This is a genomic window from Nonomuraea sp. NPDC003707, assembly GCF_053587055.1.
The window spans coordinates 123,842-150,346 of sequence record NZ_JBSFNK010000002.1 but is presented as its reverse complement, the minus strand read 5'-3'; the positions used below and the strand labels follow the sequence as shown (position 1 = coordinate 150,346).

The 26,505-nt window shown below is 71.9% G+C and carries 25 protein-coding genes, 1 pseudogene and 1 riboswitch; of the genes and pseudogenes, 1 reads left to right on the top strand and 25 read right to left on the bottom strand.

The window, feature by feature from the left end:
- Positions 1-69 precede the first annotated feature (69 nt).
- Entirely contained in the window at positions 70-957 is an 888-nt protein-coding gene (locus ACWDRB_RS04710; protein WP_355191706.1) for an endonuclease/exonuclease/phosphatase family protein, read from the top strand.
- Here the strand turns inward: ACWDRB_RS04710 and ACWDRB_RS04705 are convergent.
- The 25 genes and pseudogenes from ACWDRB_RS04705 to mihF all read right to left on the bottom strand — a co-directional run bounded on the left by ACWDRB_RS04705 (position 943) and on the right by mihF (position 25,671).
- Complete coding sequence (locus ACWDRB_RS04705; protein ID WP_355191704.1) at positions 943-1,521, bottom strand: nucleotidyltransferase family protein; 579 nt, start codon at positions 1,519-1,521, stop codon at positions 943-945. The two genes, ACWDRB_RS04710 and ACWDRB_RS04705, sit on opposite strands and share 15 nt — an antisense overlap.
- On the bottom strand, positions 1,518-2,609 hold the full coding sequence (locus ACWDRB_RS04700; RefSeq protein ID WP_363963658.1) for an XdhC/CoxI family protein: 1,092 nt from the start codon (positions 2,607-2,609) through the stop codon (positions 1,518-1,520). Before ACWDRB_RS04700 ends, ACWDRB_RS04705 begins: the two co-directional genes overlap by 4 nt.
- Entirely contained in the window at positions 2,602-3,678 is a 1,077-nt protein-coding gene (locus tag ACWDRB_RS04695; protein ID WP_449891864.1) for a vWA domain-containing protein, read from the bottom strand. The genes ACWDRB_RS04700 and ACWDRB_RS04695 overlap by 8 nt, the downstream gene beginning before the upstream one ends.
- Positions 3,671-4,537: an AAA family ATPase gene (locus tag ACWDRB_RS04690; protein ID WP_357728785.1), complete on the bottom strand. Its 867-nt coding sequence runs from the start codon at positions 4,535-4,537 to the stop codon at positions 3,671-3,673. Before ACWDRB_RS04690 ends, ACWDRB_RS04695 begins: the two co-directional genes overlap by 8 nt.
- 95 nt (positions 4,538-4,632) lie before the next feature.
- The gene (locus ACWDRB_RS04685; protein WP_449891863.1) at positions 4,633-5,085 is read right to left on the bottom strand and encodes a PH domain-containing protein; all 453 of its coding nucleotides are present in this window, start codon (positions 5,083-5,085) and stop codon (positions 4,633-4,635) included.
- Between the two features lie 403 nt (positions 5,086-5,488).
- A complete protein-coding gene (ribH, locus tag ACWDRB_RS04680; protein WP_192792225.1) occupies positions 5,489-5,956 on the bottom strand; it encodes a 6,7-dimethyl-8-ribityllumazine synthase in 468 nt (155 codons plus the stop codon).
- Between the two features lie 67 nt (positions 5,957-6,023).
- On the bottom strand, positions 6,024-7,241 hold the full coding sequence (locus tag ACWDRB_RS04675; protein WP_449891861.1) for a bifunctional 3,4-dihydroxy-2-butanone-4-phosphate synthase/GTP cyclohydrolase II: 1,218 nt from the start codon (positions 7,239-7,241) through the stop codon (positions 6,024-6,026).
- Complete coding sequence (locus ACWDRB_RS04670; protein ID WP_350729123.1) at positions 7,238-7,897, bottom strand: nicotinamide mononucleotide transporter family protein; 660 nt, start codon at positions 7,895-7,897, stop codon at positions 7,238-7,240. Before ACWDRB_RS04670 ends, ACWDRB_RS04675 begins: the two co-directional genes overlap by 4 nt.
- Positions 7,894-8,484 (bottom strand): riboflavin synthase, encoded by a 591-nt coding sequence (locus ACWDRB_RS04665; protein WP_397366016.1) that lies wholly within the window; start codon positions 8,482-8,484, stop codon positions 7,894-7,896. Before ACWDRB_RS04665 ends, ACWDRB_RS04670 begins: the two co-directional genes overlap by 4 nt.
- Entirely contained in the window at positions 8,484-9,695 is a 1,212-nt protein-coding gene (gene ribD / locus ACWDRB_RS04660) for a bifunctional diaminohydroxyphosphoribosylaminopyrimidine deaminase/5-amino-6-(5-phosphoribosylamino)uracil reductase RibD (RefSeq protein ID WP_449891860.1), read from the bottom strand. Before ribD ends, ACWDRB_RS04665 begins: the two co-directional genes overlap by 1 nt.
- 111 nt (positions 9,696-9,806) lie before the next feature.
- A riboswitch (FMN riboswitch) is annotated at positions 9,807-9,937 on the bottom strand.
- Positions 9,938-10,012: 75 nt separating this feature from the next.
- Positions 10,013-10,822: an oxygenase MpaB family protein gene (locus ACWDRB_RS04655; protein WP_449891858.1), complete on the bottom strand. Its 810-nt coding sequence runs from the start codon at positions 10,820-10,822 to the stop codon at positions 10,013-10,015.
- A 30-nt stretch (positions 10,823-10,852) separates the two neighbouring features.
- Positions 10,853-11,515 (bottom strand): ribulose-phosphate 3-epimerase, encoded by a 663-nt coding sequence (gene rpe, locus ACWDRB_RS04650; RefSeq protein ID WP_355191686.1) that lies wholly within the window; start codon positions 11,513-11,515, stop codon positions 10,853-10,855.
- Between the two features lie 19 nt (positions 11,516-11,534).
- Positions 11,535-12,768, bottom strand: a pseudogene (locus ACWDRB_RS04645) (RNA-guided endonuclease InsQ/TnpB family protein).
- 200 nt (positions 12,769-12,968) lie between these two features.
- Positions 12,969-14,447, bottom strand: a complete 1,479-nt coding sequence (locus ACWDRB_RS04640; protein WP_449891857.1) for an RsmB/NOP family class I SAM-dependent RNA methyltransferase — start codon at positions 14,445-14,447, stop codon at positions 12,969-12,971.
- 42 nt (positions 14,448-14,489) lie between these two features.
- Complete coding sequence (fmt, locus tag ACWDRB_RS04635) at positions 14,490-15,416, bottom strand: methionyl-tRNA formyltransferase (protein ID WP_449891856.1); 927 nt, start codon at positions 15,414-15,416, stop codon at positions 14,490-14,492.
- 4 nt (positions 15,417-15,420) lie between these two features.
- Complete coding sequence (def, locus tag ACWDRB_RS04630) at positions 15,421-15,969, bottom strand: peptide deformylase (RefSeq protein WP_350729109.1); 549 nt, start codon at positions 15,967-15,969, stop codon at positions 15,421-15,423.
- A gap of 28 nt (positions 15,970-15,997) precedes the next feature.
- On the bottom strand, positions 15,998-17,332 hold the full coding sequence (locus ACWDRB_RS04625) for a hypothetical protein (protein ID WP_449891855.1): 1,335 nt from the start codon (positions 17,330-17,332) through the stop codon (positions 15,998-16,000).
- Positions 17,333-17,369: 37 nt separating this feature from the next.
- On the bottom strand, positions 17,370-18,803 hold the full coding sequence (locus ACWDRB_RS04620) for a hypothetical protein (protein WP_449891854.1): 1,434 nt from the start codon (positions 18,801-18,803) through the stop codon (positions 17,370-17,372).
- Between the two features lie 49 nt (positions 18,804-18,852).
- Entirely contained in the window at positions 18,853-20,976 is a 2,124-nt protein-coding gene (locus tag ACWDRB_RS04615; protein ID WP_449891853.1) for a primosomal protein N', read from the bottom strand.
- 256 nt (positions 20,977-21,232) lie between these two features.
- Positions 21,233-22,420 (bottom strand): methionine adenosyltransferase, encoded by a 1,188-nt coding sequence (gene metK / locus ACWDRB_RS04610; protein WP_350729101.1) that lies wholly within the window; start codon positions 22,418-22,420, stop codon positions 21,233-21,235.
- A gap of 128 nt (positions 22,421-22,548) precedes the next feature.
- Positions 22,549-22,872: a hypothetical protein gene (locus ACWDRB_RS04605; RefSeq protein ID WP_350729099.1), complete on the bottom strand. Its 324-nt coding sequence runs from the start codon at positions 22,870-22,872 to the stop codon at positions 22,549-22,551.
- A 180-nt stretch (positions 22,873-23,052) separates the two neighbouring features.
- Positions 23,053-24,354: a bifunctional phosphopantothenoylcysteine decarboxylase/phosphopantothenate--cysteine ligase CoaBC gene (coaBC, locus tag ACWDRB_RS04600; protein ID WP_449891852.1), complete on the bottom strand. Its 1,302-nt coding sequence runs from the start codon at positions 24,352-24,354 to the stop codon at positions 23,053-23,055.
- An 8-nt stretch (positions 24,355-24,362) separates the two neighbouring features.
- Complete coding sequence (gene rpoZ / locus ACWDRB_RS04595; protein WP_043638590.1) at positions 24,363-24,632, bottom strand: DNA-directed RNA polymerase subunit omega; 270 nt, start codon at positions 24,630-24,632, stop codon at positions 24,363-24,365.
- A gap of 5 nt (positions 24,633-24,637) precedes the next feature.
- Entirely contained in the window at positions 24,638-25,231 is a 594-nt protein-coding gene (gene gmk, locus ACWDRB_RS04590; RefSeq protein ID WP_350729095.1) for a guanylate kinase, read from the bottom strand.
- A 116-nt stretch (positions 25,232-25,347) separates the two neighbouring features.
- Positions 25,348-25,671 carry an integration host factor, actinobacterial type gene (gene mihF / locus ACWDRB_RS04585; RefSeq protein WP_020541698.1) on the bottom strand — a complete coding sequence of 108 codons (324 nt, stop codon included), beginning with the start codon at positions 25,669-25,671 and terminating at the stop codon, positions 25,348-25,350.
- Positions 25,672-26,505: the final 834 nt, after the last annotated feature.

Below are 26,505 nucleotides of genomic sequence, written 5' to 3'. Positions count from 1 at the left end.
ATATTCCGTTGCGACGCGAACAGGCTATCGCGTCGGCGTGGCGGGCAGGGAGCCACTAGCCTGGATCAGGTGCTGAGTCGGCTGGTCGTCATCGTGTCCGCCGTGGTCGCCGTGGCCATGGCCGGACACCAGCTGATTCCTGCGCTCGGCGGATTCACGCCGGTGATGGAGAGCCTGCTGCCCTGGCTGGGGGTGACCGTCCCGCTGCTGCTCCTGGCCGCCGCGCTGGCACGCTCCAGGGCGGCCGTGATCGCGGCGCTGGTGCCCGGGGTGGTGTGGGCGGCGATGTTCGGCTCCACGCTGCTGCGCACGCCGCCGGGCGGCCCGAGCGACCTGGCCGTCGGCACGGTCAACGTGGGCGTGACCAACAACGCCTCGGGCGAGGCCGTCCGCATGATCGCCAAGGACCTCGACCTGCTGGCCGCCCAGGAGCTGACCAGCGGCGGCCCCGCGGCCAAGCAGCTCAACAAGATGTTCAAGTACCACTATCCGGTCAGCACGGTCGGCCTGTGGAGCCGCTACCCGATCAGCGAGACCAAGCCGCTCGACATCGGCCTGGGCTGGCCGCGGGCGCTGCGCGCGGTGGTCGCCACCCCCAAGGGCAAGGTGACCGTCTACGTCATGCACCTGGCCTCGGCCCGCCCCGGGGAGACCGCCTCGCGCGACGTCTCTCTCGCGCACGCGCGACGGCTCATCGACGACGACCCGAGCAAGCGCATCCTGCTGCTCGGCGACCTCAACACCGCCACCACCGACCGCGGCATGCGGGGGCTGACCCCGCCGCTGAGCGACGCGCAGATCGTGGCAGGCGACGGGTTCGGGTTCACCTGGCCGTCCGAGTTCCCGATCACCCGGCCCGACCACATCCTGTTCAAGGGCATGACGGCGACCAAGGCGGGCGTCGCCCCCGCGACCGGCAGCGACCACCGCGCCGCCATCGCCTCACTGCGACTCTAGGTGCGGCTCCAGCAGCCGCAGGTCCTGGGGCGTGTCGATGTCGGCCGGGTCCCCGTGCTCGTCGCACGGCACCTCGGTGACCAGCTCGGGGTGCGCCTTCATGAACGGCCGCGCCCCCACGTCCCCCACGGCCAGCTCCGCCACCTCGGCGAAGTGCTCGCGGGCGATCAGCACCGGGTTCCTGCGCCTCCCCTCGTAGGTGGCGACCGCCAGCCCGGCGCCCGAGGCGATCAGCGCCCGTACCGCGCCCGGGCCGATGAACGGCTGGTCGACCAGCGCGATCACCACGGACTCGGCCTCCTGCGGCAGCGCGGCGAGCCCGACCCGCAGGGACGAGCCCATGCCGGACGCCCAGTCCGGGTTGCGCACGGTCACCGCGCCGCGCACCTGCACGGTGGCCGCGCCGAGCACGACCACGACGGGATGGCAGCCGCCCTCCTCCAGCAGCCGAACGCCGCGGTCGACCAGGCGCTCGCCCGCGTACTCGACCAGCGCCTTGGGCGTGCCCAGCCGGGCGCCCTCCCCCGCGGCCAGCAGCAGCCCGGCCACCTTCGCGCTCTTCATGCGCCCTCGTGGTGAATGCGGCCCTCGGTGCTGGACAGCGGGCGGCCCGAGCCGCCCCAGCGGAGCTGGATCAGCTCGGCGGCGATCGACACGGCCGTCTCCTCGGGGGTGCGCGCGCCGAGGTCGAGCCCGATGGGCGAGCGCAGCCTGGCCAGCTCGGCGTCGGTGAGCCCGGACTCGCGCAGCCGGGCGAGCCGGTCCTCGTGGGTGCGGCGCGAGCCCATGGCGCCCACGTACCCGGCGTCGGTGCGCAGGGCCACCTCCAGCAGCGGCACGTCGAACTTGGGGTCGTGGGTGAGCACGCAGATCACCGTGCGCTGGTCCACCTGGACGGAGGACAGGTAGTCGTGGGGCCACTTGACCACGACCTCGTCGGCGTCGGGGAAGCGCTTGGCGGTGGCGAAGATCGGGCGCGCGTCGCAGACCGTGACGTGGTAGCCGAGGAACTTGCCCACCCTGGCCACCGCCGCCGCGAAGTCGATCGCCCCGAACACCAGCATGCGCGGCGGCGGCGCGAACGACTGCACGAACACCGCCAGGTCGTCCAGGCGCCGCTCCCCCTCGCCGCCGTAGTGCCTGATGCCGGTCAGGCCTTGGGCGAGCATGCCGCGCGCGTCGTCGTCCACGGCCTCGTCGAGCCGGTCGAGCCCGAGCGTGCCGGACGAGCGGTCCGGCCAGATGACCCGGCGGGCGCCGATCTGCCCGGGGCCGGAGACGATGGTGGCGACGGCCACCGGCTCGTGCGCGTCCACGGACATCGCGATCTCCCCCAGCTCGGGGAAGGTCTCGATCGAGATCGGCTCGACGAGGATGTCGATGATGCCGCCGCAGGTGAGCCCGACCGCGAACGCGTCGTCGTCGCTCACGCCGTACCGCTGCAGGACGGCCTCGTCGACCTCGGCGGCCAGCTCGAACACCGCGCCCTCGACGCACCCGCCGGACACGCTGCCGACCACCTCGTCGCCGCGCACCGCCATGGCCGCGCCCGGCGGCCTGGGCGCGCTGCTGAACGTGCTCACCACCGTCGCCAGCCCGAACTTGAGCCCCGACCTCCACCACCTCATGATCTCCGGCAGCACGTCACGCATGGGCCAGCCTTTCGCTGAGTCGCTCGTAGGCGGCCAGGCTGTGCCCGGCCACCAGGTCGTCCACGTACGGCAGGGCGGCCCGCATACCGCCCGTGAGCGGCTGGTAGTCCTCATACCCCTTGTGCGGGTTGACCCAGATCACCCGGTGCGCCTGCCTGGCCAGCCTGGCCATCTGCGCCCCCAGCAGAGCGGGGTCGCCGCGCTCCCACCCGTCCGAGGCGATCACGGCGGTCGCCCCGCGCGCGCTGTAGCGGGACAGGTACTCCTTGAGCTCGTCGCCCAGCCGGGTCCCGCCGCTCCAGTCGGGGATGGCCTTGGAGACCTCGTTCAGGGCGGTGCCGGGGTCGCGGTGGCGCAGCTCGGCGGTGATCGGGGTGAGCCTGGTGCCGACCGAGTAGACCTTGGTGGCCCGGGGCTCGCTCCTGACCAGCGCGTGGGCGAAGCGCAGCAGGGTCTCGGCGTACGGGGCCATAGAGCCGCTGACGTCCACGAACAGGACGACGGTGCGCGGACGGGTGGTGTGCCTCTTGTGCCGGAGCCGGGCGATGTCGCCCTTCCTGAGCGCGTCGCGGATGGTGCGGCGCGGGTCGAGCACGCCCCGGTGGGCGCCCTCGAAGCGGCGCGAGCGCCGTCGCTCGCGGCCGCACCTCAGCATGGCCAGCATCCGGTGCACCTCGGCCCGCTCGGCCTCGGTCAGCCGGGCCACGTCGCGGTGCCGCAGCACCTCGGCCCGGCTCGCCGTCGCGGGCGCGGCCGTCCCCTCGTCGCCGCCGTCCGTCTCTCCGCGCGTCTCGGCCGCCAGGTGCCTGGTGACGCTGGTCGTGCTCGTACGGGCCACACTCGCCCGTACCCCGCCGAAATACGCGGCGAAGCACCGGTCGTAGCGGGGCAGGTCGTCGGGCGTGGCGCAGAGCGTGAGCCGCCCGGCCCAGTAGACCTCGCCGGAGTCGGCCACGTCGAGGTGGTCGAGCGCCCTGAGCATGTTCTGGGTCCGCTCGTGGTCGGCGGCGACCCCGGCCGCACGCAGCGTCCTGGCGAACGCCGTCATCGTGGCGACCAGCTCATCCATGGGGCAGCAGCCCGTTGCCGAGCACGTTCGAGACGTCCTCCCGGTATTTCAGGGCCGCCCCCAGGGTCGCCGCGGCCAAGGCGGGATCGAGCTCCTTGGCCCCCAGCGTCAGCAGCGCCTCGGTCCAGTCGAGCGTCTCGGCCACGCCCGGCGGCTTGACCAGGTCCGCCTGCCGCAGCCGCTCGGCCGCCCGCGCCACCTGCACGGCCAGCGTCTCGGTGCAGTCGGGCAGCCGGCGCAGCAGGATGGCGACCTCGCGGTCGAAGCTGGGGTGTTCGAGCCAGTGGTAGAGGCAGCGCCGCTTGAGCGCGTCGTGCACCTCGCGCGTCCTGTTGGAGGTGACCACGACCACCGGCGGCTTCGTGGCCTTGACGGTCCCGAGCTCGGGGATGGAGATCGTGAAGTCGGAGAGCACTTCGAGCAGGAACGCCTCGAACTCGTCGTCGGCCCGGTCGATCTCGTCCACGAGCAGCACGCTCGGCTGCGTCTCGATGGCCTTGAGCAGGGGCCGCGCGATCAGGAACCGCCTGTCGTAGATCTCCCCCTCCAGCCGGCCCACGTCGGTGACGCCCGCGGCCTCCGCGGCCTTCAGGTGGAGCAGCTGGCGCGCGAAGTCCCAGTCGTACAGCGCCTGGGCGGCGTCCAGCCCCTCGTAGCACTGGAGCCTGATGAGCGGCGCCTTGAGCAGCGTCGCCAGCGTCTTGGCGAGCTCGGTCTTGCCGACTCCCGCCTCTCCTTCGAGGAAGAGCGGCCGGCCCATCCTCAGCGCCAGGAAGGCCGCCGTGGCCAGCCCTTCGTCGGCCAGGTAGGCGTGCCGGTCGAGGAGCTCGATGAGCTTGGCCGGCGACTCGATGTCCATTGCCCTGATTGTCCGCCGCAGCACTCCTTCAGGCTACGTCGACACCCGGTCCGGCGATATTCGCCCGCCGACCATGACACGGGGTCGTCGACCGGCTACTTCTCGCGAGCCTCGCCGCGCTCCCGGATCAGGGCCTCCAGCTCGGCCGTGGCCCGGACGGCGCGGGCCTTCTCCGAGCCCTGGATGCCCATGGCCCCGATGGTGCGCCCGTCGGAGGTGTCGATCTTCGGCCAGGGGTCACCCACCAGCAGCGTGACCTCCAGGATCTCCGGCCACGAGTAGCGGTGGGTGCGGGCGGCGTTGACGATGGTGACACCCTCGTCGTCCGCCTCCACCCGCACCCGCCCCAGCATGTGCAGCACGAACGCCACCGCGCACCCGAACGCCACGATCGCCAGCCGGTCCGGCAGCTTGAACGGCTCGGCGATGAAGACCGCCATGATCACCGACCCGAGCACGATCACGGCGGCGGAGCTGTACGCGACGATCCGCGGTCTGCTGGGACGCCAGGTGACGGGCAGGGGCGGTGGAGTGATCGGCTCGGGCATGAAGGAAACCTACCGCAGGGTATGAACGTTACTGGCGCTCGCCATTCGAGCCTCCGGTTGCCCAAATAACTGCGACTGGTTTCTCAGGGCCGATCGGTTGCGACCGAGAGTAAGCGAGTAGTAATGTTCAGTCACATTCGGGTGCCCGACTGGCGCCCGGCCCCCGCCCTCATTGGTGTCAGCACCAACGGGACAGCGTCCGGCGGGGCGGTGGCCCAAGAGCCGCACTCCATCCAGGAATGCGGAATCAGGCCCCGATAACGCGGTTCTCAGCCACGGTCCGCCCGGTTCTCCGGACGGACGCGGAATCGGCTTCCACCGGATCGCTTCCCGGCTCGGTCGGCATGCGACGAGGCTACGCTGCTGTCCGTTTTACTTAGGCAAACACAGAGAGCCGAAGACGCTAGTGGAGGTCCCGCAGGAGGAGGGCGGTCTCCAGCGCGGCGACGGCCGACTCGTATCCCTTGTCCTCCTTGCTGCCCGGCAGGCCCGACCGATCGAGGGCCTGGTCCAGGGTCTCGCACGTGAGGACGCCGTTGCCGACGGGCGTCTCCTCGTCCAGCGAGATCCGGGTCAGGCCCGCGGTCACCGAGTCGCAGACGTAGTCGAAATGGGCGGTCTCACCCTTGATGACCGCGCCCAGCGCCACCACCGCGTCGCAGCGGCGGGCCAGCGCCTGGGCGACCACCGGGATCTCCAGCGAGCCCGGCACCCGCACCACGGTCGCCGTGGCGCCGCTGTCGTCGCAGGCCTGCAGGGCCCGCGCCACCAGCTGATCGGTGATCTTGGCGTGCCAGCTGGCCGCCACCACCCCCACGCTCAGCCCCGAGGCGTCGGGCGCCGCGACGCCCGGCCTGCCTTCGCCGCTCATGCGGCCTCCTCCGTCGGCCGCATGAGCGGCACCCGGCTGTGTCTGATTGGTCGCTCGCTACGCTCGCTCACGATGCCTCCGAGATGTGATGGCCGAGGCGGTCGCGCTTGGCCGTGAGGTAACGCTCGTTGTGCGGGTTCATGGCCACGGGCAGGGGCTCGCGGCCGAGGACCTTGATGCCGTACCCGTCCATGCCCTTGAGCTTGGCCGGGTTGTTGGTGAGCAGCCGCACCGACCTGACGCCGAGGTCGGCCAGGATCTGCCCCGCGTTGGAGAACTCCCGCGCGTCCACCGGCAGCCCCAACTCCACGTTGGCGTCGACGGTGTCGCTGCCGTTGTCCTGCAGGTTGTACGCCTTGAGCTTGGCCAGCAGGCCGATGCCCCGGCCCTCGTGGCCGCGCAGGTAGACGACCACGCCGCGGCCCTCCTGGGCGATGGCCGACATCGCGTTGCCGAGCTGCACCCCGCAGTCGCAGCGCAGCGAGCCGAACACGTCGCCGGTCAGGCACTCGGAGTGGGCCCGGACCAGGATGTTCTCGCCGTCGGACAGGTCGCCGAAGACGAGCGCCATGTGCTCGCCGCCGTCGAGCGCGCTGGCGTAGCCGTAGACCCGCCACATCCCGTACGCGTTCGGCAGCCGCGTCTCGGCCACCCGCGTGACCATGCTCTCGGCCCGGCGGCGGTAGTCGACGAGATCCTCGATGGAGACCAGCGCCAGGTCGTGCTCGTCGGCGAAGCGGCGCAGCTCGGGCAGCCTGGCCATGGTGCCGTCGTCGTTGACCACCTCGGCCAGCGCGCCCGCGGCCGACAGGCCGGCGAGCCGGGCCAGGTCCACGGCCGCCTCGGTGTGGCCGCGCCTGGCCAGCACGCCGCCCTCGTGGTAGCGCAGCGGGAAGACGTGCCCGGGGCGCACCAGTTCGTTGGGCTCGGTCGCGGAGTCGGCGAGCGTGCGGATGGTCTGCGCCCGGTCGGCCGCGGAGATGCCCGTGGTGACGCCGTCGCGGGCGTCCACGGTGATCGTGTACGCCGTGCGCATGCGCTCCTTGTTGTGCACCACCATGAGGGGCAGCCCGAGCCGGTCGAGCTCCTTGCCCTCCATGGCCACGCAGATCATCCCGCTGGTGTGCCTGATCGTGAACGTGCACAGGTCCACCGTGGCCTTGGCCGCGGCGAAGATGAGGTCGCCCTCGTTCTCCCTGCTCTCGTCGTCGACCACGACGACGGGCCGGCCGTTGCGGATGTCGTCGATGGCCCGCTCGATGGGGTCCAGCTTGATGTCGCTCATCGCGCCACCGCCACGCCGACCTCGGCCGCCCGGTATTCACGCAGCCACTTCACGAACCCGATCACCACCAGAACGAAGAAGATCCCGTACACCCACCCGGAGACCACCAGCCCCGAGCTGAACGCCAGCGGCACGCCCACCAGGTCGACGGCCACCCACACGATCCAGAAGTCCACCAGCGCCCGGCCCTGCGCCCAGGTGGCCATCGCGCTGCCGACGAAGATGTAGGCGTCGGCGGCCACCAGGAAGGCGCCCTTCGGCAGCGGCACCTGCGCGCCCCACGACAGGCCGGTGACGAAGAACAGCAGGCCGACCAGGGCCGTGCCCAGCAGCATCCCGCCGATCAGCAGCGACCGCTCCCACCACGCGGCGGGGCGGACGCGCAACTGCTTGCCGTCCTGCGTGCCGCGCCGCCACGCCCACCAGCCGTAGACCGCCAGGCCCGCGAACAGGGCCTGCTTGAGCGCGTTCCCGGTGATGTGCGCGTTGATCGAGGCGATGAACAACAGCACCGAACCGGCGAACTGCACCGGCCAGGTCCACATCGACTTGCGCATGGCGAGCAGGACCGTCGACAGGGCGGCGATGTTGCCGATCAGGTCCGTCCAGAGCACATGGGTGCCGAATACATCGAATCCGGCGTCGGCCCAGTTCACTGCCTGACCACCAGCCTTTCCACATACTTCGCGATCACGTCGACCTCGATGTTCACGGTGTCGCCCACCTGGCGCTCGCCCATGGTCGTGAGCTTGAGCGTGGTGGGGATGAGGCTCACACCGAAGCTGTCGTCGTCAACCGTGGTCACCGTCAGGCTGATTCCGTCGATCGCGATCGAGCCCTTCTCCGCCACGTACGGGCTCAGCGCCTCGGGGAGCGAGAACCGCACGTCGTCCCAGCTCTCGCCGGGTTCCCTGGACAGCAGCACGGCGGTGCCGTCCACGTGGCCCTGCACGATGTGGCCGCCGAGGCGCTGGTCGGCGCGTACGGCCCGCTCCAGGTTCACGGGGGAGCCCTGCTTCAGCCCGCCGAGGGAGCTGCGGTCGAGCGACTCCCTCATCACGTCCACGGTGAACACGCCGTCCTCGACCTCGACGACGGTGAGGCACACGCCGTTGACCGCGATCGAGTCGCCGTGCTTGGCGTCGGAGGTGACGACCGGGCCGCGCACCGACAGCACGGCCCCGCCGCCCGCCTGGTCGATGGCCACCACTTCGCCCTTTTCCTCAATGATTCCGGTGAACATCACTGCTCCCTGCCTGGTTGGGTGGCAGGCCGGGCGATCAACCGCACATCCGGCCCTATGGGGGAAATTTCGTCAAAAGTCAGGCGGTGCATCTCGCCGATCGTCCCCACCCCGGCCGCGCCGAGCGCGGCCCGCCCGGAGCCGAGCAACACGGGGGCCAGGTACGCGACCACGCGATCCACCAGGCCCCGCCGCAGGAACTCCCCGGCGAGCGTGGGGCCGCCCTCCAGGAACACGCTGACGACCTCGCGCGCGGCCAGCTCCTTGAGGAGGGCTTCGAGGTCGAGGCCGCGGCCGTCGCGGGGCAGGCGGAGGAGGTCGGCCTTGAGCCCGGTGTCGGCGTCCTCGGCGACGGCGACGAGCGTGGGGGCGCTGTCGTCGAGCACCCGGGCGTCCTGCGGCGTCCTGCCCCGCGTGTCGACCACGACCCGCAACGGCCGCCGCCTGCCCGCTTCCCCACCTCCCGCCCCGCCGCCGGGACGCGTCTCCGATACGGGGGCCACCCGGCCGACGCGCGCCTCCGACTCACGACCGACCGACGCGGGACCTGCCGAGGTGGGGTCGTTCGGGGGGCCGGGGCGGGCCGTGAGATGGGGGTCGTCGGCGAGGACGGTGCCGACCCCGGCGACGATCGCGTCCGCGGCGGCCCGCAGCCGGTGCACGTCCGCCCTGGCCGCGGCTGAGGTGATCCACTGGCTGGTCCCGTCCTCGGCCGCCGACCGCCCGTCGAGCGTGGCCGCGAACTTCCAGGTCACGTGCGATCTCCCGAGCCGCGCGTACGTCAGCCACTCCTCGTTGACCCGCTCCGCCTCGGCGCCCAGCACCCCGGACGTCACCGAGATCCCGTGCGCCCGCAGCCGGGCAGCGCCGCCGGCCGCCTTGGGGTTGGGGTCCGGCACCGCGACCACCACCCGCGCGACCCCCGCCGCCAGCAGCGCCAGGCTGCACGGCCCCGTCCGGCCGGTGTGGTCGCAGGGCTCGAGGGTCACGTACGCGGTGCCGCCCCGCGCCCGCTCCCCCGCCTGAGCCAGCGCCACGACCTCGGCGTGCGGCCCGCCCGCGTACGCGTGGAAGCCCTCGCCCGCCACCTGGCCGCCGGCGTCGAGCACGACGCAGCCCACGACGGGGTTGGGGCTGGTGGTGCCGTGTCCGTGCCCGGCCAGTTCGACGGCGCGCGCCATATGCGCGGCGTCCTGCGCGGGTATCTCCACCCCGGGGTACTCCTACTCGCCAGTAGCTCCAAGCCACGGCGGGCCCCGGGGGATTTCGGCCCTGATCCTGCTGTGCATCAGGGCAGGCGCCCGGCTGGGACACCGGACACCTCGCGCGCTTCCTCCCATCCGGACTTTAACCGTCGGTCCCGGAATTTCACCAGGTCAACCGGCCGATGGCATCGGCCGGGTCGCGGACTATAACCGCCGGTTCGGAATTACACCGACCCCGGAGCACGCTAGCTCTCTTGGCTACCAGTGTGCCATGCCCGAATTGCCCTGCGCGACCGGCCCGGCATATTTGACCAAGCGCTAGGTCAAGCAGCCATGAGCCGGCGCGCCCGCCGGGCGGCGGGGCTGTAGAGGACGTCCCCCGGGACCAGGCCGATCCCGGTCTGCAGGGTGCGCAGGGTCGCCGTGGCCCACAGGTCGCCGACCGGAGTGGCGGGCAGCCCGTACAGCCGTCTCGCCCAGCGCGGCAGCGTGGCGAACGACAGCAGCGTCAGCGCGGGCAGCGCGGGCTTGAGCGGGATCAGCATGCGCGGGAGCGGGGCGTTCAGCGACAGGCGCAGCGGGTGGGCCGCCTCGGGGACGAACCGCAGCCCGGGCCGCGCGGCGTCGATGTAGTCGCGCAACTCGGCCACCGACCCCGGAACGTCCTCCGCCTTCAGTCCCACCACCTCGGCCGCCCGCCGCCACTCCGCGACGAACGCGTCGGCCTCGGCGTCCGTCAGCCGCACCCCGGCCCGCCGCGCGACCGACAGGTAGGAGTCGACCTCGCCGACGTGGACCCAGCGCAGGGCGTCCGGCTCGTCCAGGTGGAAGGTGACGCCGGTGTCGGGGTCGTAGGCGGTCAGGTTGGTATGGATCTTGCGGACGCGCCGCCCCGCCCGTTCGACCTCGGCATCGGTCCCGTACGTGCGCACGCGTACGAACTCGGTGGTCCGCACGAACCGCGACCAGGCCTCATGCGGATCCATGAGCGCGGAGTTCTGCAGCACCCCGCGCATCGCCCGCGGATGCAGACCCTGCATCAGCAGCGCCCGGATGCCGCCCACCAGCAGGATCGGCTCGCCCATCACCCGCCACGTCACCGAGCGGGGCCCGAAGATCCCATGATCGCCCATAAGTGAATGGTTACCCAGGCGATGGGTGATTTATGCGCTTTTGAGGGTGGCGGCGGCCCGGAGAGCGTCAACGGCGGCGCTCGGGTCGGAGGCGCCGTAGACGGCGCTGCCTGCCACGAACACGTCGGCGCCCGCGTCCGCGCACCGCTCGATCGTGCCCGCGTCGACTCCCCCGTCGACCTGCAGCCAGACCCGCCCGCCGTGCCGCTCGATCAGCTGCCGCGCCCGCCGGACCTTGGACAGCACCCCGTCGAGGAACTTCTGCCCGCCGAACCCCGGCTCCACGGTCATCAGCAGCAGCATGTCGACCTCGGCCAGCAGGTCTTCGTACGGCTCGACGGGCGTGGCCGGGTTGAGCGCGAGACCGGCCCTGGCGCCGAGCGAGCGGATCTCGCGCAGCGTCCTGATCGGCCCCTTGGCCGCCTCGGCGTGGATGGTCACGCTGCCCGCCCCCGCCTCCGCGTACTGCGGCGCCCAGCGGTCGGGGTCGTCGATCATGAGATGGCAGTCGAGCGGCGTCGGGGTCGCCTTGCGCAACGCCTCGACCACGGGCAACCCGATGGTGAGGTTGGGCACGAAGTGGTAGTCCATGACGTCGACGTGCAGCCAGTCGGCATTGGGCACGGCGGCGGCCTCGTCGGCGAGCCTGGCGAAGTCGGCGGCGAGGATGCTGGGCGAGATCTGTACGGCCATGATTGGCCAAGTCTATTGACTACTCCCGGCGCCGAAGCACGGGGATTCCAGCGGTCGCCCGCTGTGGTTCCTGCTTCACCGGCGGTTGCACCCCGGAGGACCCGGCGTGTCTGACACCACCTTCACAGGCAGACACGGCAAGACCCGCCGCCAGGATGTTCTTGGCCGCGTTGATGTCCCGATCGTGCCGGGAGCGGCAGCCCGGGCACGTCCAGTGCCGGGTGGAAAGGCTCAGCTCCTCGAGCACATACCCGCGGCCCGAGCATGTCTTGGTCGAGGGGTACCAGCGGTCGACTGCCATCAGATGGCGGCCGTACCGGGCCGCTTTGTACTCCAGCATGCGGCGGAACTCACCCCAACCGCAATCGGAGATCGCCTTGGCCAGGCTCCGGTTGCGGATCATGTTCTTGACGGCAAGGTCCTCGATCACGATCACGTCGTTGTCGCGGACCAGCCGTGTGGAAGTCCGGTGCAGAAAATCGGCGCGGGCGTTGCGCACCTTGCGGTGGGCGCGGGCGATCTTGGTCTTGGCCTTGGCCCGGTTATTCGACCCACGCTGATTGCGGGCCATCCGGCGCTGATAGCGAGCCAGGCTACGGGCCTTGCGTTCCAGGAAGCGCGGGTTTGCGATCCGGTCCCCATCACTGGTTACGACGAAGTCCTTCACACCCATGTCGACGCCCACCGCGTGCAGGGGTGGTGGGAACTGCTCGCCATCGCCTCTCGTACTGTCGTCACTTCGGGTGTCGGCGGCGACGGAGACGTACCAGCGGCCGTCCGGGTCTCGAGAGACGGTCACCGTGGTCGGATTGATCGCGACGGGGTCGATGTGCGGCCAGGACCACACGAACTCCAGCGGACCGTCCATCTTGCCCAGGTGCAATCGCCCATCGCGCCAGCGGAACGCTGAGCGGGTGTAAGTGGCCGACTGCTTACCCGACCGGGACTTGAACCGTGGGTAGCGGGCACGTCCGGCGAAGAAGTTCACGAACGCCGCGTACTGATGCCTGAGCACCTGCTGCAACGGCACCGACGACACCTCGTAGAGGAAGCCGTGCTCAGCGTCGCGCTTGAGCTCGGTCAGGTATCGATCGGTCTGGGCGTAGGAGGTCTTCCGGCCTTCGGTGTGGTAACGCGCCTGGCGCCAGGTCAAGACCTTGTTCCATACCAGGCGCACGCAACCGAACGTGCGGGTCAGCACTGCGGCCTGTTCGGGGGGTGGGATAAGCCCGCACCTTGTAGGCCGTGCGCACGCTCGCATCTTATTTCGGATCAGGCCGATCCGTAGGCGAACGGAGAGGTCTGCATGCGCTTTACGCGGGAGATCGGTCCCGGCTTCGCTCACTTTGCTGGAGACACTCGCTCGAAGCAATGAGCCCCCTGCTCTGCCACAGGCAGGGGGCCACGTCGTGGCTCGGCCCGCATCCGGGCGGAGTCCCGCCCGGCGATCGGATCACGCCTGGGGCCGCTTGCGGAGCAGGGCCAGGAACATGGCGTCGGTGCCGTGCCGGTGCGGCCAGAACTGGACGTACGGGCCGTCGCCCAGGTCGTCGGCCTCGGGCAGGTAGGCGCGGGCGTCGAGCTGTTCGACGTCGCCCCGGCGCGCCACCACGTCCCCCACCACGACCCGGGTCTCGGCCAGGTGCGGGGAGCATGTGACGTACGCGACGACACCCCCGGGGCGTACGGCGTCCAGCGCGGTGCCGAGCAGCCGCCGCTGCAGCTTGCCCAGCTCGGCGATCCCGTGCGGATCCCGCCGCCAGCGCGCCTCCGGCCGCCGCCGCAGCGCTCCCAGACCGGTGCAGGGGGCGTCGAGCATCACGCGGTCGAACACCCCGGGCCGCCACGCGGGCTCGGTGCCGTCCGCCGTGAGCACGGTCGCGTCCCTGGTCGTCTGCCAGACCAGCCGCGCCCGGTGCTGCTGCAGGTCGGCCGCCACCAGCCGGGCGCCCCCGGGGAAGGCCGTCGGGCCGGTGCCGGCGGCCGGGGCGTGGGCGCGGTCCCTGGCCTCCTTGCTCAGTCCTGCGAGGTCCCCATGGGTGGCGATGGCGTCGAGCAGGCCCGCCTTGCCGCCGGGGCCCGCGCACATGTCGAGCCACAGCTCGTCGCCGTCCCCCTCCAGGGGGACGCGGGTCAGGGCGAGCGCCACCAGCTGGCTGGCCTCGTCCTGGACGGCGGCGCGGGTCTCGGCCACGGCCTCGATCTGGCCGGGATCGCCCTCGCGCAGGTAGGCCGCGTACGGCGAATAGCGGGCGGGGAGGGCGCCCACGGCCTCGAGCTCCTCCACCGAGCTGCGCCCTGGCCGCGCCACCAGCGTCACCAGGGGGCGGGCGTTGTCGGCGTCGAGCAGGTCGGGCATCTCGTCGGGCCCGCCGAGCGCGTCGCGGAAGGCGGAGACGATCCAGCGGGGGTGGCCGTAGGCGATCGCCAGATGGCCGACCGGGTCGTCGGCCGGGTCGGGCGCGACGATGGGCACCCACTCTTCGAGCGTCCTGGAGCCGATCTTGCGGAGCACCGCGTTGACGAACTTGGCCGCCCCGGCGCCGATACGCAGGCGTACGAGATCGACGGTGGTGCCGACGGCCGCGTGCGGCGGGACGCGCATGCGCAGCAGCTGGTGCGCGCCCAGCCGCAGCGCGTCGCGCACGTCCGGGTCGGGCACGCGGTCGCTGCACATCTCGATGACGGCGTCGTAGGTGCCGAGCCCGCGCAGCGTCCCGTAGGCGAGCTCGGTCGCCAGCGCCGCGTCGCGCCCCCTGATGCCACGATCGCGCAGGAGCCGTGGCAGCAGCAGGTTGGCGTACGCGTCGCGCTCGTCGACCGCGCGTACGACGTCGAAGGCCGCGTTGCGGGCGTGGTCGCGCGTCGGCCTCGGCGGCCTGCGCGTCCCGCCGCCCCTGCCTCCGGCGCCCTGGTCCCCCCTCGTCCTCATCCCCTCAGACTTCCTTCACGCCTCGTGCGCCGGCCCGCCGGATCACTTGAAGATCTCTTTACTCTCCGGGCGAACCCCGCGGGCCCACTCCACGGCCCCCATGAGCCGCTTGCCCTGCGGCTGCACCTCACCCAGCTCCACCGCGTCGGTGGCCGTCCCGACCAGCACCCTCGCCTTGGAGGCGGCGATCTCGCCCTCGGGCAGCCGCTCGCCGGGCACCATCCGCACGGGCCCCAGCTTCACCCGCTGCCCCCGGAACTCGCTCCACGCCCCGGGCGCCGGGCTGCAGGCCCGGATCCGGCGGTCGACGTGCATGGCGGGCTTGGTCCAGTCGATCCGGGCGTCGACCACAGTGATCTTGGGGGCGATGGTCACGCCTTCGGCGGGCTGCGGCCGGGCCTCCAGGCTGCCGTCCTCGACGCCGTCGAGGGTGGCGGCCAGCAGCCCCGCCCCCGACACCGACAGCCGCTCCAGCAGCGACCCGCTGGTGTCGTCCGGGCGGATCTCCTCGGTCACCACGCCGTAGACGGGCCCGGCGTCCAGCTCCTTGACGATCTGGAACGTCGTGGCCCCGCCGATCTCGTCGCCGTGCAGGATCGAGTGCTGCACGGGGGCGGCCCCGCGCCAGGCGGGCAGGATCGAGAAGTGCAGGTTGATCCACCCTTGGCGAGGGATGTCCAGCGCCGACTGCGGCAGCAGGGCCCCGTACGCGACCACCGGGCAGCAGTCGGGCTCCAGCACGCGCAGCCGGTCCAGGAACTCCGGGTCGCCGGCCTTGGCCGGGCGGAGCACCTCGATGCCCGCCTCCTCCGCGAGCTCGGCCACCGGCGAGGGGTGGACCTTGCGCCCGCGCCCGGACTGGGCGTCGGGGCGGGTGACGACCGCGACGACCTCGTGGCGCGGCGAGTCGATCAGGGCGCGCAGCGACGGCAGCGCCGTCTCCGGTGTGCCCGCGAAGACGAGACGCATGCTCTCAGAGCGCCCTTCCGCCGGTGGCGTGCGGCGAGACCTTGATCACAGGGGCGGACAGGCCGCTCCACTCGGCCTCGCGCACGGCCTTCATGGCCAGCTTGCGCTGCTTGGGGTCCATGCGGTCGATGAACAGGATGCCGTCGAGGTGATCGGTCTCGTGCTGGAAGCAGCGGGCCATCAGGTCGGTGCCCTCCAGCGTGACGGGCTCGCCGTGCATGTTGAAGCCCTTGGCGACGGCGCGGATGGCGCGCGGCGTCGGGTAGGACAGGCCGGGGAAGGACAGGCAGCCCTCCTCGCCCTCCTCGTCCAGCTCCGAGGACAGGTCGAGGTCGGGGTTGATCACGTGGCCGAGCTGCTCGTCCACGTAGTAGGTGAACACCCGCAGCCCGACCCCGATCTGCGGGGCCGCCAGGCCGGCGCCCGGCGCGTCCATCATCGTGTCGGTGAGGTCTTTGACCAGCTTGCGGAGCTCCTTGTCGAAGTCGACGACCGGGGCCGCCGGGGTGCGCAGCACCGGGTCTCCGAACAGCCGGATCGACTGGATCGCCAAGGGGGTTACTCCGTTTCTCGTCTGTGGATCAACCCAGTTTAGTGCTCTCCAGGGAGCGCGCCTTCATCGCCGCCTTGCGCGCCGCCTTGACCACGGCCTGGTCGTCGTGGGCGGAGGCCAGCATGTCGAGCACGGCGATCGTGTCGGGGTGGTCCACCGCGGTCATCTCGCCGACCAGCTTGATCAGGTCCTCACCCGGCTCGGGCGTGTCGAGCCGGCCCGCGGCCGGGCCCGACAGGTGCATGAGGGCGGCCAGGGAGTCGACCGCGATCCAGGTGTGGTCCTCGGGGCTGAGCGTGGGCGCCTCGAGGTCGCGGATGTGCAGCCAGGAGGCGGCGTAGCGGCGCATCAGCGGATTTCCGAGCGCCTGCCTGACGGGCCCCTCGGCCTCCGGTCCCAGCTCCTCGAGGATGGCGCCGACCGCGCCGCGCTGCCCGGCGGTGCCGGACGCGGCGATCTCGATCAGGTCGCGGGCCGCGGACTCCGGCTCGCGGCGCTCCAGCCACCCGGCGACGGCGCTCTGCGTGGCCGAACCCTTGACCAGCTCCGCCACCAGCTCGGCCGCCGACAGGTCGGCGAACACCTCCACCTCGGCCGCCGTCGGCGCGTCGTGGCCCTCGCGCAGCAGGTCGCGGCGGATGGCCCAGACGCCGAGCGGGGTGAGCGCGGTGCGGCCGGCCGCGGTCTGCTCGACGAGCCCGCAGTACGTCAGCAGCGACAGCGCCTCCAACAGCTCAGCGGGCAGCGCTGCGGCCAGCCGGCGCATCTCGACCGGGCCGGGCGCGCAGGCGACCTCGTGGGACTGGAGGATGCCCCTGGCGAGGTTGGCGGTCGCCACGCCGGAGCGCACGGAGTAGATCGTGGCGAGCATCTCGGCCAGGTGGCCGTCGACCACGGCGGAGCCCGTCAGGCCCTCGTCGGCGCGGTCGAGCACGTCCATGACCACGCCGTCCCAGAACTCCAGGATGGCCTCCACCGTGAGCTGCATCGACAGCGGCCCTCGCGAAACGCGGCCGCCGAGGATCTGCAGCAGCCCGGTGTTGACGGCGACGATCCAGATCAGGCGCAGCCGGGCGGCGGGCAGGCCGAGCTCCCGGGCGGCGGCCTCGGCGTCCGCCTCGCTCAGGTGCCCCTGCGGGGTGGCCTGGCGACTGCCCGTCCACGTGGTGAGCCTGATGGCGTCGGCGACGATCGGCACCCCGGGCACCGCCGCGGCCAGCTCGGCGTCGGGCGCGAGCAGGACCGGCGGGAACGTCAGCGCTTCGTGCTCCACGGGAGTCTCCTCAGGAGGCCGTGGGGGCACGGCGGCCTGCTCATCGATCAGCTTGCGCAGCTCGGCGAGGTCGAAGACGTTGTTTGCCACCCACGAAACTTACTGCACAGGAGTCACATGGGCGTACTCAACGGATGGCGCGGGACCGGGCTTTGAAGGCCGCCTTGCGTGCCGCCTTCGCGACCGTGCCGTCGGGGATGGAGCGTCCCAGCAGCTCCAGGACCTCGACGACGTCGGGGTGGTCGACCCGCCACATCTCCTCGATCATATGGGCGGGCGGGCCCGAGGCGGCCATGTTCTCGGCGAAGATCTCGGGATCCTCCTCGGCCGCGGGCATCGCGAGCGCCAGCATGTCGACGCTGACCCAGAGCAGCTCCTCCTGGGTGAGCTGGGGCGCGGGCAGCCCTCTGGCGGCCAGCCAGTGGATGGCGTGCGGGCGCAGCTCCTGGTCGTCGAGGTGGTCGCGGACCTGGCTCTCGGCCTCGGCGCCCAGCTGGTCGACGATGGTGATCGCGATGCCGCGGGCCACGGCGGGCGCGCCGGAGGCGGCGGCCAGCAGCTCGGCGGCGGCCTCGCCGGAGGCCCGGCCGCTCAGCCAGCGGCTGATGTCCTGCTCGGCGAGCTCGGCGGGAACGCCGTCGAGCAGCCCTTCGATGAGCCCGAGCGCGTCGGCCTCGGCCAGGTCGGGGGCCTCGGGCGCGTCGAGGTCGAGCGACAGGTAGTGCTCGCGCAGCCCCCAGACGGCCAGCGGGGTGAGCTCCGCGGTGTCGTCCGTGACCTGGATCATGCCGCACCACGACAGCCGGTCGAGCGTGCCGGCCAGGTCGGCCTCGCCGTCCTCGGCGATCTCGTCGAGGTAGTCGCCGATCACGGTGACGGGCACCCGCACCTGGAGCCGGTAGAGCATGTCGAACAGGTCGTAATGGCCCTCGTGCCGCTCGACCAGGTCGGCGACGCGCGCCGCCCAGCTCTCCAGCGGGTCGCCGGTGCCGGGCAGCGGGTCCTCGGCCAGCAGGGGCACGCTCTCCAGCGCCGCGACGAGGTCCTCCCGCGCGGCCAGCCGGGCCGCGGGCAGCGGGGTGCACCCGGGACAGTCACAGGGCGCCTCGCCCAGGTCGGGCACCTCGCCGGAGGGGATGGCGACCGCCTGCTCGAGCGACTCGGGGCCGATGGAGCTGAAGAGGCTCTTGGCCATGCCGAAGTTCGCGGGGTCGGCGAGGGCCTCGGGCATGCGCGACGCGATGTCGTCGAGCCTGTCGCGCATGAGCACCGCCGTCGACTCGGGGACCGCGCCCGCCTCGCTGAGGTAGTCGACGAAGGTGCGGGCGGCGGCGACGGTCTCCGGAGCGCTCTCCGGCGGGGCGATGACCTTGCGCGGGTAGATGGACAGCAGCAGCTCGTCGAAGGTCTCCGGGCTGAAGTCGCCCAGTTCGTTGACGTTGAGATAGTCGCTGGCGTAGTCGCAGAGCAGGCGGACCTCGTCCGCGTCCACCTCGACTTCCCGCGCGTGCCCCCAAGCGCGCAGGTCGTCGATGGCCTGGTTCACCCATTCGATCGACACATGGGCACGCTAACGGCTGGCCTTCAGATGAGCGAATCGGGGAAATGGTCTAAATCAGGTCGAGCGGGTCGACACTCACCTTCACGACATCGGGCGTCTTACGCGCCGCACGCACCCCACTGGCCCCTTTGAGCGCGGCTGCCAGGGCCGCCCCGCCGGACCTCCGTACCCGGATCATGGCGCGTTCCTGGCCGGCCTCGTCCACGGGGACGGGGCCGAGCACCTCGGCGTCGGGAGGCAGGCGTACCTCGTCGAGCATCTGCCTGACCGCGCTCGCCACGCCGGTGAGCGTGGCCATCCGCACCGCCGGCGGGAAGCCCAGCTCGGCGCGGTCGCCCAGCTCGCGCTCGGCGTGGGTGACGGGGTCCCACCTCAGCAGGGCCTGAACGGCGGGCAGCGCGGCGTCGCCGAGCACCACCAGCTCGGCGGCGGGGCGGAGCAGGGCGGCGGCGTTCATCCACCTGCGCACCGCCTCCTCGCCCGCCCTCAGATCGGCCCTGCCCAGGAGCGCCCAGCCGTCGAGCAGCACGGCCGCCGCGTAGCCGCCCTCCGCCACGGGCTCGGCGCCCGGGGTGGCGACGACCAGCGCGCGGGTGGCGGGGACGGTGGCCAGGACGCCGTCGCGGCCCGACGTGCGCACCGGCACGGAGGGGAAGGCCCTGCCGAGCTCCTCCGCGGTGCGCCGGGCGCCGGTGACCACGGCGCGGAGCCTGGGGCTGCCGCAGGACGAGCAGCGCCAGTCGGCGTCCACCCGGCCGCACCAGCGGCAGTAGGGGGCCGCGTGGCCGCCCCGGAGGGCGAGCGGCCCGTGGCACAGGTGACCGGCCTCCGCCGGGGCCTCCGGCATCGGGAAGGCCGTGCCGGCGTGCGGGTCCGACGGCACCGCCGCGCTCCGCGTGGGGGGCCGTGTGGGGGGCAGGGCGCAACGGGCGGGAGTACGGCAGTGCCGGCAGGCCAGGGCGGGCAGGTAGCCGCGCCTGGGCACCTGCACCAGCACGGGCCCGCTGTCCAGGCCGTGGCGCAGGGCCCGCCAGGCGAGGCTGGGCAGCCTGGCCTGGCGGGCCGCCTGGTCCTTGGCCAGCTCGGCGTCCTCGCCCGCGGGGCGCACCCGGGGGCCCAGGCCCCTGATCATCGTGCGGGCGGCCACGATCGGCCTGGCCCAGCCGGAGGCGACGAGCTGGGTGGCCTCGGCGGTGCGCGCGTATCCGCCGATGAGCATCGCGGCGCCGGTCCTGTGGGCGCGCAGGCCGAGAACCTCGCGGGCGTGCGGATACGGCGCCAGGCGCTCGGCGTGAAGGTCGTCACCGTCGTCCCAGATGGCCACCAGGCCGAGATCGGCGACGGGGGCGAACATCGCGGCCCTGGTGCCGACGACGGCCCGCACCTGGCCTCTCAGCACCTTCAGCCACCGGCGGTAGCGCTCGGCCGGGCCGAGGTCGGCGGTGAGCGCCACGTGCCTGCCCGGCCCCAGCACCCGGGCGAACTCGCCGTCGGCCAGCGCCACGTCCTTCCCGTCGGGCACCACGACGACCGCTCCCCTGCCACCGTCCAGCGTCGCCCGCACGGCCTCGGCCGTCGCCCCCGCCCATCCCCTGGCGCCCGGCAGGGCGGACCACACGGCGCGGGGCGCGCGCCCGTCGCGCAGCGCGCCGAGGAAGGAGGGGCCGGTCGGGTACGCGTTCCATGCGCTTTCGGTCTGGGACGGCTCCGCGGGCGGCAGGTCCTGCTTGGCGGGCTCCTCCGACTCGGCCTTGGCGTGGCGGGGCGGGACGGCCAGGCGGAGCACGTCGGTCAGGGTGCCCGCGTACCGGTCGGCGACCGCCCTGGCCAGCCCGGCGATCTCGGGGGTGAGCACGCGTTCGGGGGACACCACGCGTTCGAGCGGCATGAGCCTGCCGTCGTGGTCGCTCTCGTCCGCCCGTTCCAGCAGGAACCCGTCGACCAGCTTGCCCGCGAACCGCACCCGCACCCGCACGCCCGGACCGGCCGTCTCATGCATGGAGTCGGGCACCAGGTAGTCGAAGGGGCGGTCGAGGTGCGGCAGCGGGCTGTCCACCACGACCCTCGCCACGGGGCGCTCAGGGGCGGGCGCGGGGGCCCCTTTGGTGTCCTTCGACGACGCTGGGGGCCGCACGGCGTCGAGCGGCAGAAGGGCGTCGTCGGAGTCGGTCACGCATAACGTCTACCAGACCGTTCGCCGTGACTGAGCGAGAGCGGAACGGTTGCCGGGGCCACGCGTCCCCAGCGGTTACGGGCACGCCGGAAGGCCGCGTCAACCCAGATGGGCCGGTCGTCGAGCACGGCGCGCGTCCCCGGACCTCAAGGCCGCGGGTGCCGCCTTCCGGAGCCGCGCCGACTCCGGGGCGCGCCTGACACGCCCAGAGGCGCCGCACACCAAGGCGGCGCCCCTTGAGCTCGGACGGCGTGGGTCAGAGGCCGGCGGCGGTGCGCAGGGCCTCGGCGCGGTCCGTGGACTCCCAGGAGAAGCCCTCACGGCCGAAGTGGCCGTAGGCGGCGGTCTCCGAGTAGATCGGGCGCAGCAGGTCGAGGTCGCGGATGATGGCGGCCGGGCGCAGGTCGAAGACCTGGAGGACGGCGTCCTGGATCTTCTCGACCGGCAGCTTCTCGGTGCCGAAGCACTCCACGAACAGACCCACCGGCTGCGCCTTGCCGATCGCGTACGCGACCTGGACCTCGCACCGGTCGGCCAGGCCGGCGGCGACGACGTTCTTGGCCACCCAGCGCATGGCGTAGGCCGCCGAGCGGTCGACCTTGGACGGGTCCTTGCCGGAGAAGGCGCCGCCACCGTGGCGGGCCATGCCGCCGTAGGTGTCGATGATGATCTTGCGGCCGGTCAGGCCGGCGTCGCCCATCGGGCCGCCGATCTCGAAGCGGCCGGTCGGGTTGACCAGCAGGCGGTAGCCCTCGGTGTCGAGGTCGAGGCCGGCCAGCACGGGGTCGACCACGTGCTCCTTGATGTCCGGCGTCAGCATCTCCTTCAGGTCGATCTCCGCCGCGTGCTGCGTGGAGACCACCACGGTGTCGAGGCGGACGGGCGTGTCGCCGTCGTACTCGATCGTCACCTGCGTCTTGCCGTCGGGACGGAGGTAGGGCACCGTGCCGCTCTTGCGCACCTCCGACAGCCGCTGCGCCAGCCGGTGAGCCAGGGTGATCGGCAGCGGCATGAGCTCGGGGGTCTCGCGGCAGGCATAGCCGAACATGAGGCCCTGGTCGCCCGCGCCCTGGCGGTCCAGCTCGTCCTCGGCCTGGTCGACCCGGCTCTCGTAGGCGTCGTTGACGCCCTGGGCGATGTCGGGGGACTGGGCGCCGATGGACACCGACACGCCGCACGAAGCGCCGTCGAAGCCCTTGTGGGAGGCGTCGTAGCCGATCTCGAGGATCTTCTCCCGGATGAGGGCCGGGATGTCGATGTAGGTCTCGGTGGTGACCTCGCCTGCGACATGGACCTGGCCGGTAGTGATCAGCGTCTCGACCGCGACCCGGCTCTTGGGGTCGTCCTTGAGCATGGCGTCGAGAATCGCGTCACTGATCTGGTCAGCGATCTTGTCCGGGTGGCCTTCGGTGACCGACTCGGAGGTGAACAGGCGACGTGACAACTCAGTGGCTCCTCATGCAGCGGCTGCTGACGGATTTAAGGCCCGGGACGCATGGGCATACCTGGGCCTCGCCGAAGTCTAGCCCCACCCGGCGCCAGGGCGCGAAACCGTCCGCGCTCCTGTTTCCGTCACAGCTCGGGCAGGGGGTCGGGCGGCAGGGTCTCCGGCGCGAAGATCTCCGCGTCGGCGGCCGCCACCACCGCGGCGTACTCCTCATCGAACTCGAACACCATGGAGTCCAGCTCGATGACCGGTCCAGGCAGGATGGGGCCGAGCCTGGTGTGTCGCGGGAACTCCGCGAACACCGCGACCGGCCGATCGCTCCTGAGCGTCCTGGTGGCCAGCACCGATATCGAGGAAGCGGTGACCACGATCAGGAAATTCCCCGTCCCGCCCGGTCCCGCCGACACCGCCGGAAAGACGTAGCGGATCTCCCCCTGGTCGCCGAGCAATGTTCTACAACGGTCTCTGACAGCAGAACCCACCGGCATTCCATCCCCCTTCGCCCCAAGTATCCGCAGGCGATAGGGGTGTAGCAATAGGTGATCGGGTAATCGCTCTTGCACGATTTGAACGGTCCAACGCCGGGTACGAGCACCGGATACGCACATCCCGGAAGGGCCGGGGCCACGCTAGGGAAGACGGGCCGCCACGAGGTCCCACACGACGTCGGCGAGGGCCTCCTTGGGCCCGAACGGCACCTCGACCGGGTCGCCGCCCGCCACCAGCACGGTGGCCGCGTTGTCGGGCGTGCCGAACGCCAGCCCCTCCCCCACCTGGTTGACGACCAGCAGGTCGCACCCCTTGCGGGCGAGTTTGGCCTGACCGTTGGCGAGCACGTCGTGCGTCTCGGCGGCGAACCCGACGATCACCTCGGGGTACGCCCCACGCTCCCGGCGCGGCACGACACCACCCGGCTCAAGCCCGGCAGCGGCGGGATCCGCGGCGGCCGGGAGGGGCTGGGCCGCGGCCGCGTGGCGCGTTTGCGCGGTGCGGGCCTCGCGGCGGAGGGTGCCGAGCTCGGCGAGGATGTCGGGATTCTTGGCCAGGAAGATCGGCTCCGGCTCGCCGTCCGTCTTCTTGATCTTCGCCTCGTGCCGCGTGGCGGGCCGGAAGTCGGCCACCGCGGCGGCCATGACCACCGCGTCGGCGTCGGCCGCGGCGGCGAGCACCGCATCGCGCAGCTCGGACGCCGACTCCACCCGCACGACCTTGGCACCGGCGGGGTCAGGCAGCGTGACGTTCGCCGCCACCAGCGTCACCTCGGCCCCCCGGGCGACGGCCGTGCGCGCCAGCGCGTAGCCCTGCCGCCCCGAGGAGCGGTTGCCGAGGTAGCGGACCGGGTCGATCGCCTCCCGCGTGCCTCCGGCGGAGACGACGACCTTGCGCCCGGCCAGGTCGCGGGGCCGGCCGCGCAGCACCCGCAGGCAGACCTCGAAGATCTCCGCGGGGTCGGGCAGGCGCCCGGGGCCGGTGTCGGCGCCGGTGAGGCGCCCGACGGCGGGGTCGATCACGACGGCGCCCCGCTCGCGCAGCGTCTCGACGTTGGCGCGGGTGGCGGGGTGCTGCCACATCTCGGTGTGCATCGCGGGCGCGAACACGACCGGGCAGGTGGCCGTCAGCAGCGTGTTGGTGAGCAGGTCGCCGGCCAGCCCGTGGGCCGCCCTGGCGAGCACGTCGGCGGTCGCGGGCGCCACCACGACGAGATCGGCCTGCTTGCCGATCCGCACGTGGGGCACCTCGTGAACGTCGTCCCAGACCTCGGCGGACACGGGGTTGCCGGACAGGGCGGCCCAGGTGGGCGCGCCCACGAACTTCAGCGCCTCGCGGGTCGGCACGACCCGCACCTCGTGCCCCGACTCGGTGAACAGGCGCAGCAGCTCGCAAGCCTTGTACGCGGCGATGCCGCCGCTGACGCCCAGGACGACCTTCATCGAAGGAGTCAGACCGCGCCTTCGATGGGCTCGGCGTTGAGCAGGCCCTCGGAGACCTCGCGCAGCGCGATGGACAGCGGCTTCTCCTGCGCGTGCGTCTCGACCAGCGGGCCGACGTACTCCAGCAGGCCCTCGCCGAGCTGGGAGTAGTAAGCGTTGATCTGGCGGGCGCGCTTGGCGCCCATGATCACCAGGGAGTACTTGCTGTCGACGATGTCGAGCAGCGCGTCGATCGGCGGGTTGGTGATGCCCTCCGCGGCCGGGGTGGTGCCTGCCACGATTGTCAGACCTCTCGGTTGGTGGTTGTCGTGACCCCCTGAGGGTCAGTCATCAAGGCTATCAGCCGGCGGCACACGTCTTGGACGCTTGTGTTCACGAGTGTCAAGTCGAACTCCTGCTCCGCGGCCATCTCGACCCGCCCCGCCTCCAGGCGGCGCGCGATGACGTCCTCGGGCTCGGTGCCGCGGCCACGCAGCCGCTTCTCCAGCTCCTCCCAGGTGGGCGGGGCCAGGAACACCAGCAGGGCCTCGGGCATGCTCCCGCGCACCTGCCTGGCGCCTTCGAGGTCGATCTCGAGCAGGGTGGGGACCCCGTCGGCGAGCTTCTTCAGCACCGGCTCGCGCGGCGTGCCGTAGCGGTTTCCCGCGAACTCCGCCCACTCGAGCAGCTCCCCGGCCGTCACCAGCCGGTCGAACTCCTCGCCGTCGACGAAGTAGTAGTGGACCCCGTTCACCTCACCGGGACGGGGTCTCCTGGTGGTCACCGAGACCGACAGCCACACCGCGGGGTGTGCCCGCCGGAGCTCGGCGACGACCGTGGACTTTCCGACGCCCGACGGCCCTGAAAGGACCGTCAGCCGCCGTTCGCTCAAGGGCAAGAATCCGACCTCCGCGCCGGGCCCGAATGCCTCGTAGGCACTGACTTCGCCGGACCAGGACCTGTCGGTCACTTTCCTACCCCCCGTTGAACCTGCGCTTTCTTGTGGAACAGAGATTAGCTCTCGTTGCCACCGAACTCGCGCTCGAGGGAGGCCCTCTGGTTCGCGCCGAGACCCCGCACGCGGCGGGACTCGGCGATGGCAAGCCGCTCCATGAGCTGCTTGGCGCGGACCTTGCCGACGCCGGGGAGCGATTCCAACAGAGCCGACACCTTCATCTTGCCGATGACGTCGTCGGTCTGCCCATCCTTGAGCACCTCAGCCAGAGAAACCGCGCCATGCTTGAGCCGGTTCTTGACCTCGGCACGCTCTTTACGGGCCTTGGCAGCCTTCTCCAGGGCTGCGGCGCGCTGCTCAGGGGTCAGTGGAGGAAGAGCCACGCCGGGTCACCTCGAATTTCTGTCGATGTACTCGGACGGGAAGGGAAACTAGCTGGTCATCGCCCCCTAAGCAACGTCAAGCGCCGTTTCTCTCCTCACAAAATCCACTTCATCACTCTGCGTGATCGTAAAATCACATTGTGCTGATCAAATCGCCCTCACTTCCCGGTTCGCGCGTCGGCCCGCGACGGTGTCGCGAAACGCAACGATGATCGCATTCCAGCCACCCACCGATGTCCGAAATCCCGCCCAGACCAGGGCCGAAACCCATTTCGAAGATCGCGTGCGCAGGCCCCCGCGGATGCATTACGATCTTGCCAGGCACCCCGGAACGGCATGATCCACAATCCCCGCCGCCCACCCCACGGACGGCACCCCCGCGCCAAGGGACCCACCACCCCGATCCGAGCCTGCGGATCACCCGCGTCGCGGACCCGGCCGCGCCACGTTGAGCACCGTGACGGTGAGCCTGAAGGGCGATCAGCCCCCAGTCGGGGCTGGGAGGCCGGCGGGCGATCGACTGCCGGCCGGGGCTGAGAGGCCGGGCTGGGCCAAGCTGAGAGGCTGGGCTGAGGGACCGGTCGCCCACCCGATCGGGGCGATCGCTCAGGTGGGCGGAACGACAGGCGTCGGTCGGCGAGAGGGCCGGCTAGCTGAGGGTGCGGGCGCGATGGGCCGGCGTTTCGCCACGGAGCCGGTCAAAAGTGCGCGTCGTCACGGCGACCGGCCCGTGAGCCTTCACGACCGGCCATGACGGACGGCCACGGGCGTCGGCGCGTGCGGCCCACCGTGCGCAGCCGTAAAAGATGGGCTTGAACGGCGCGCAGCCGCAGA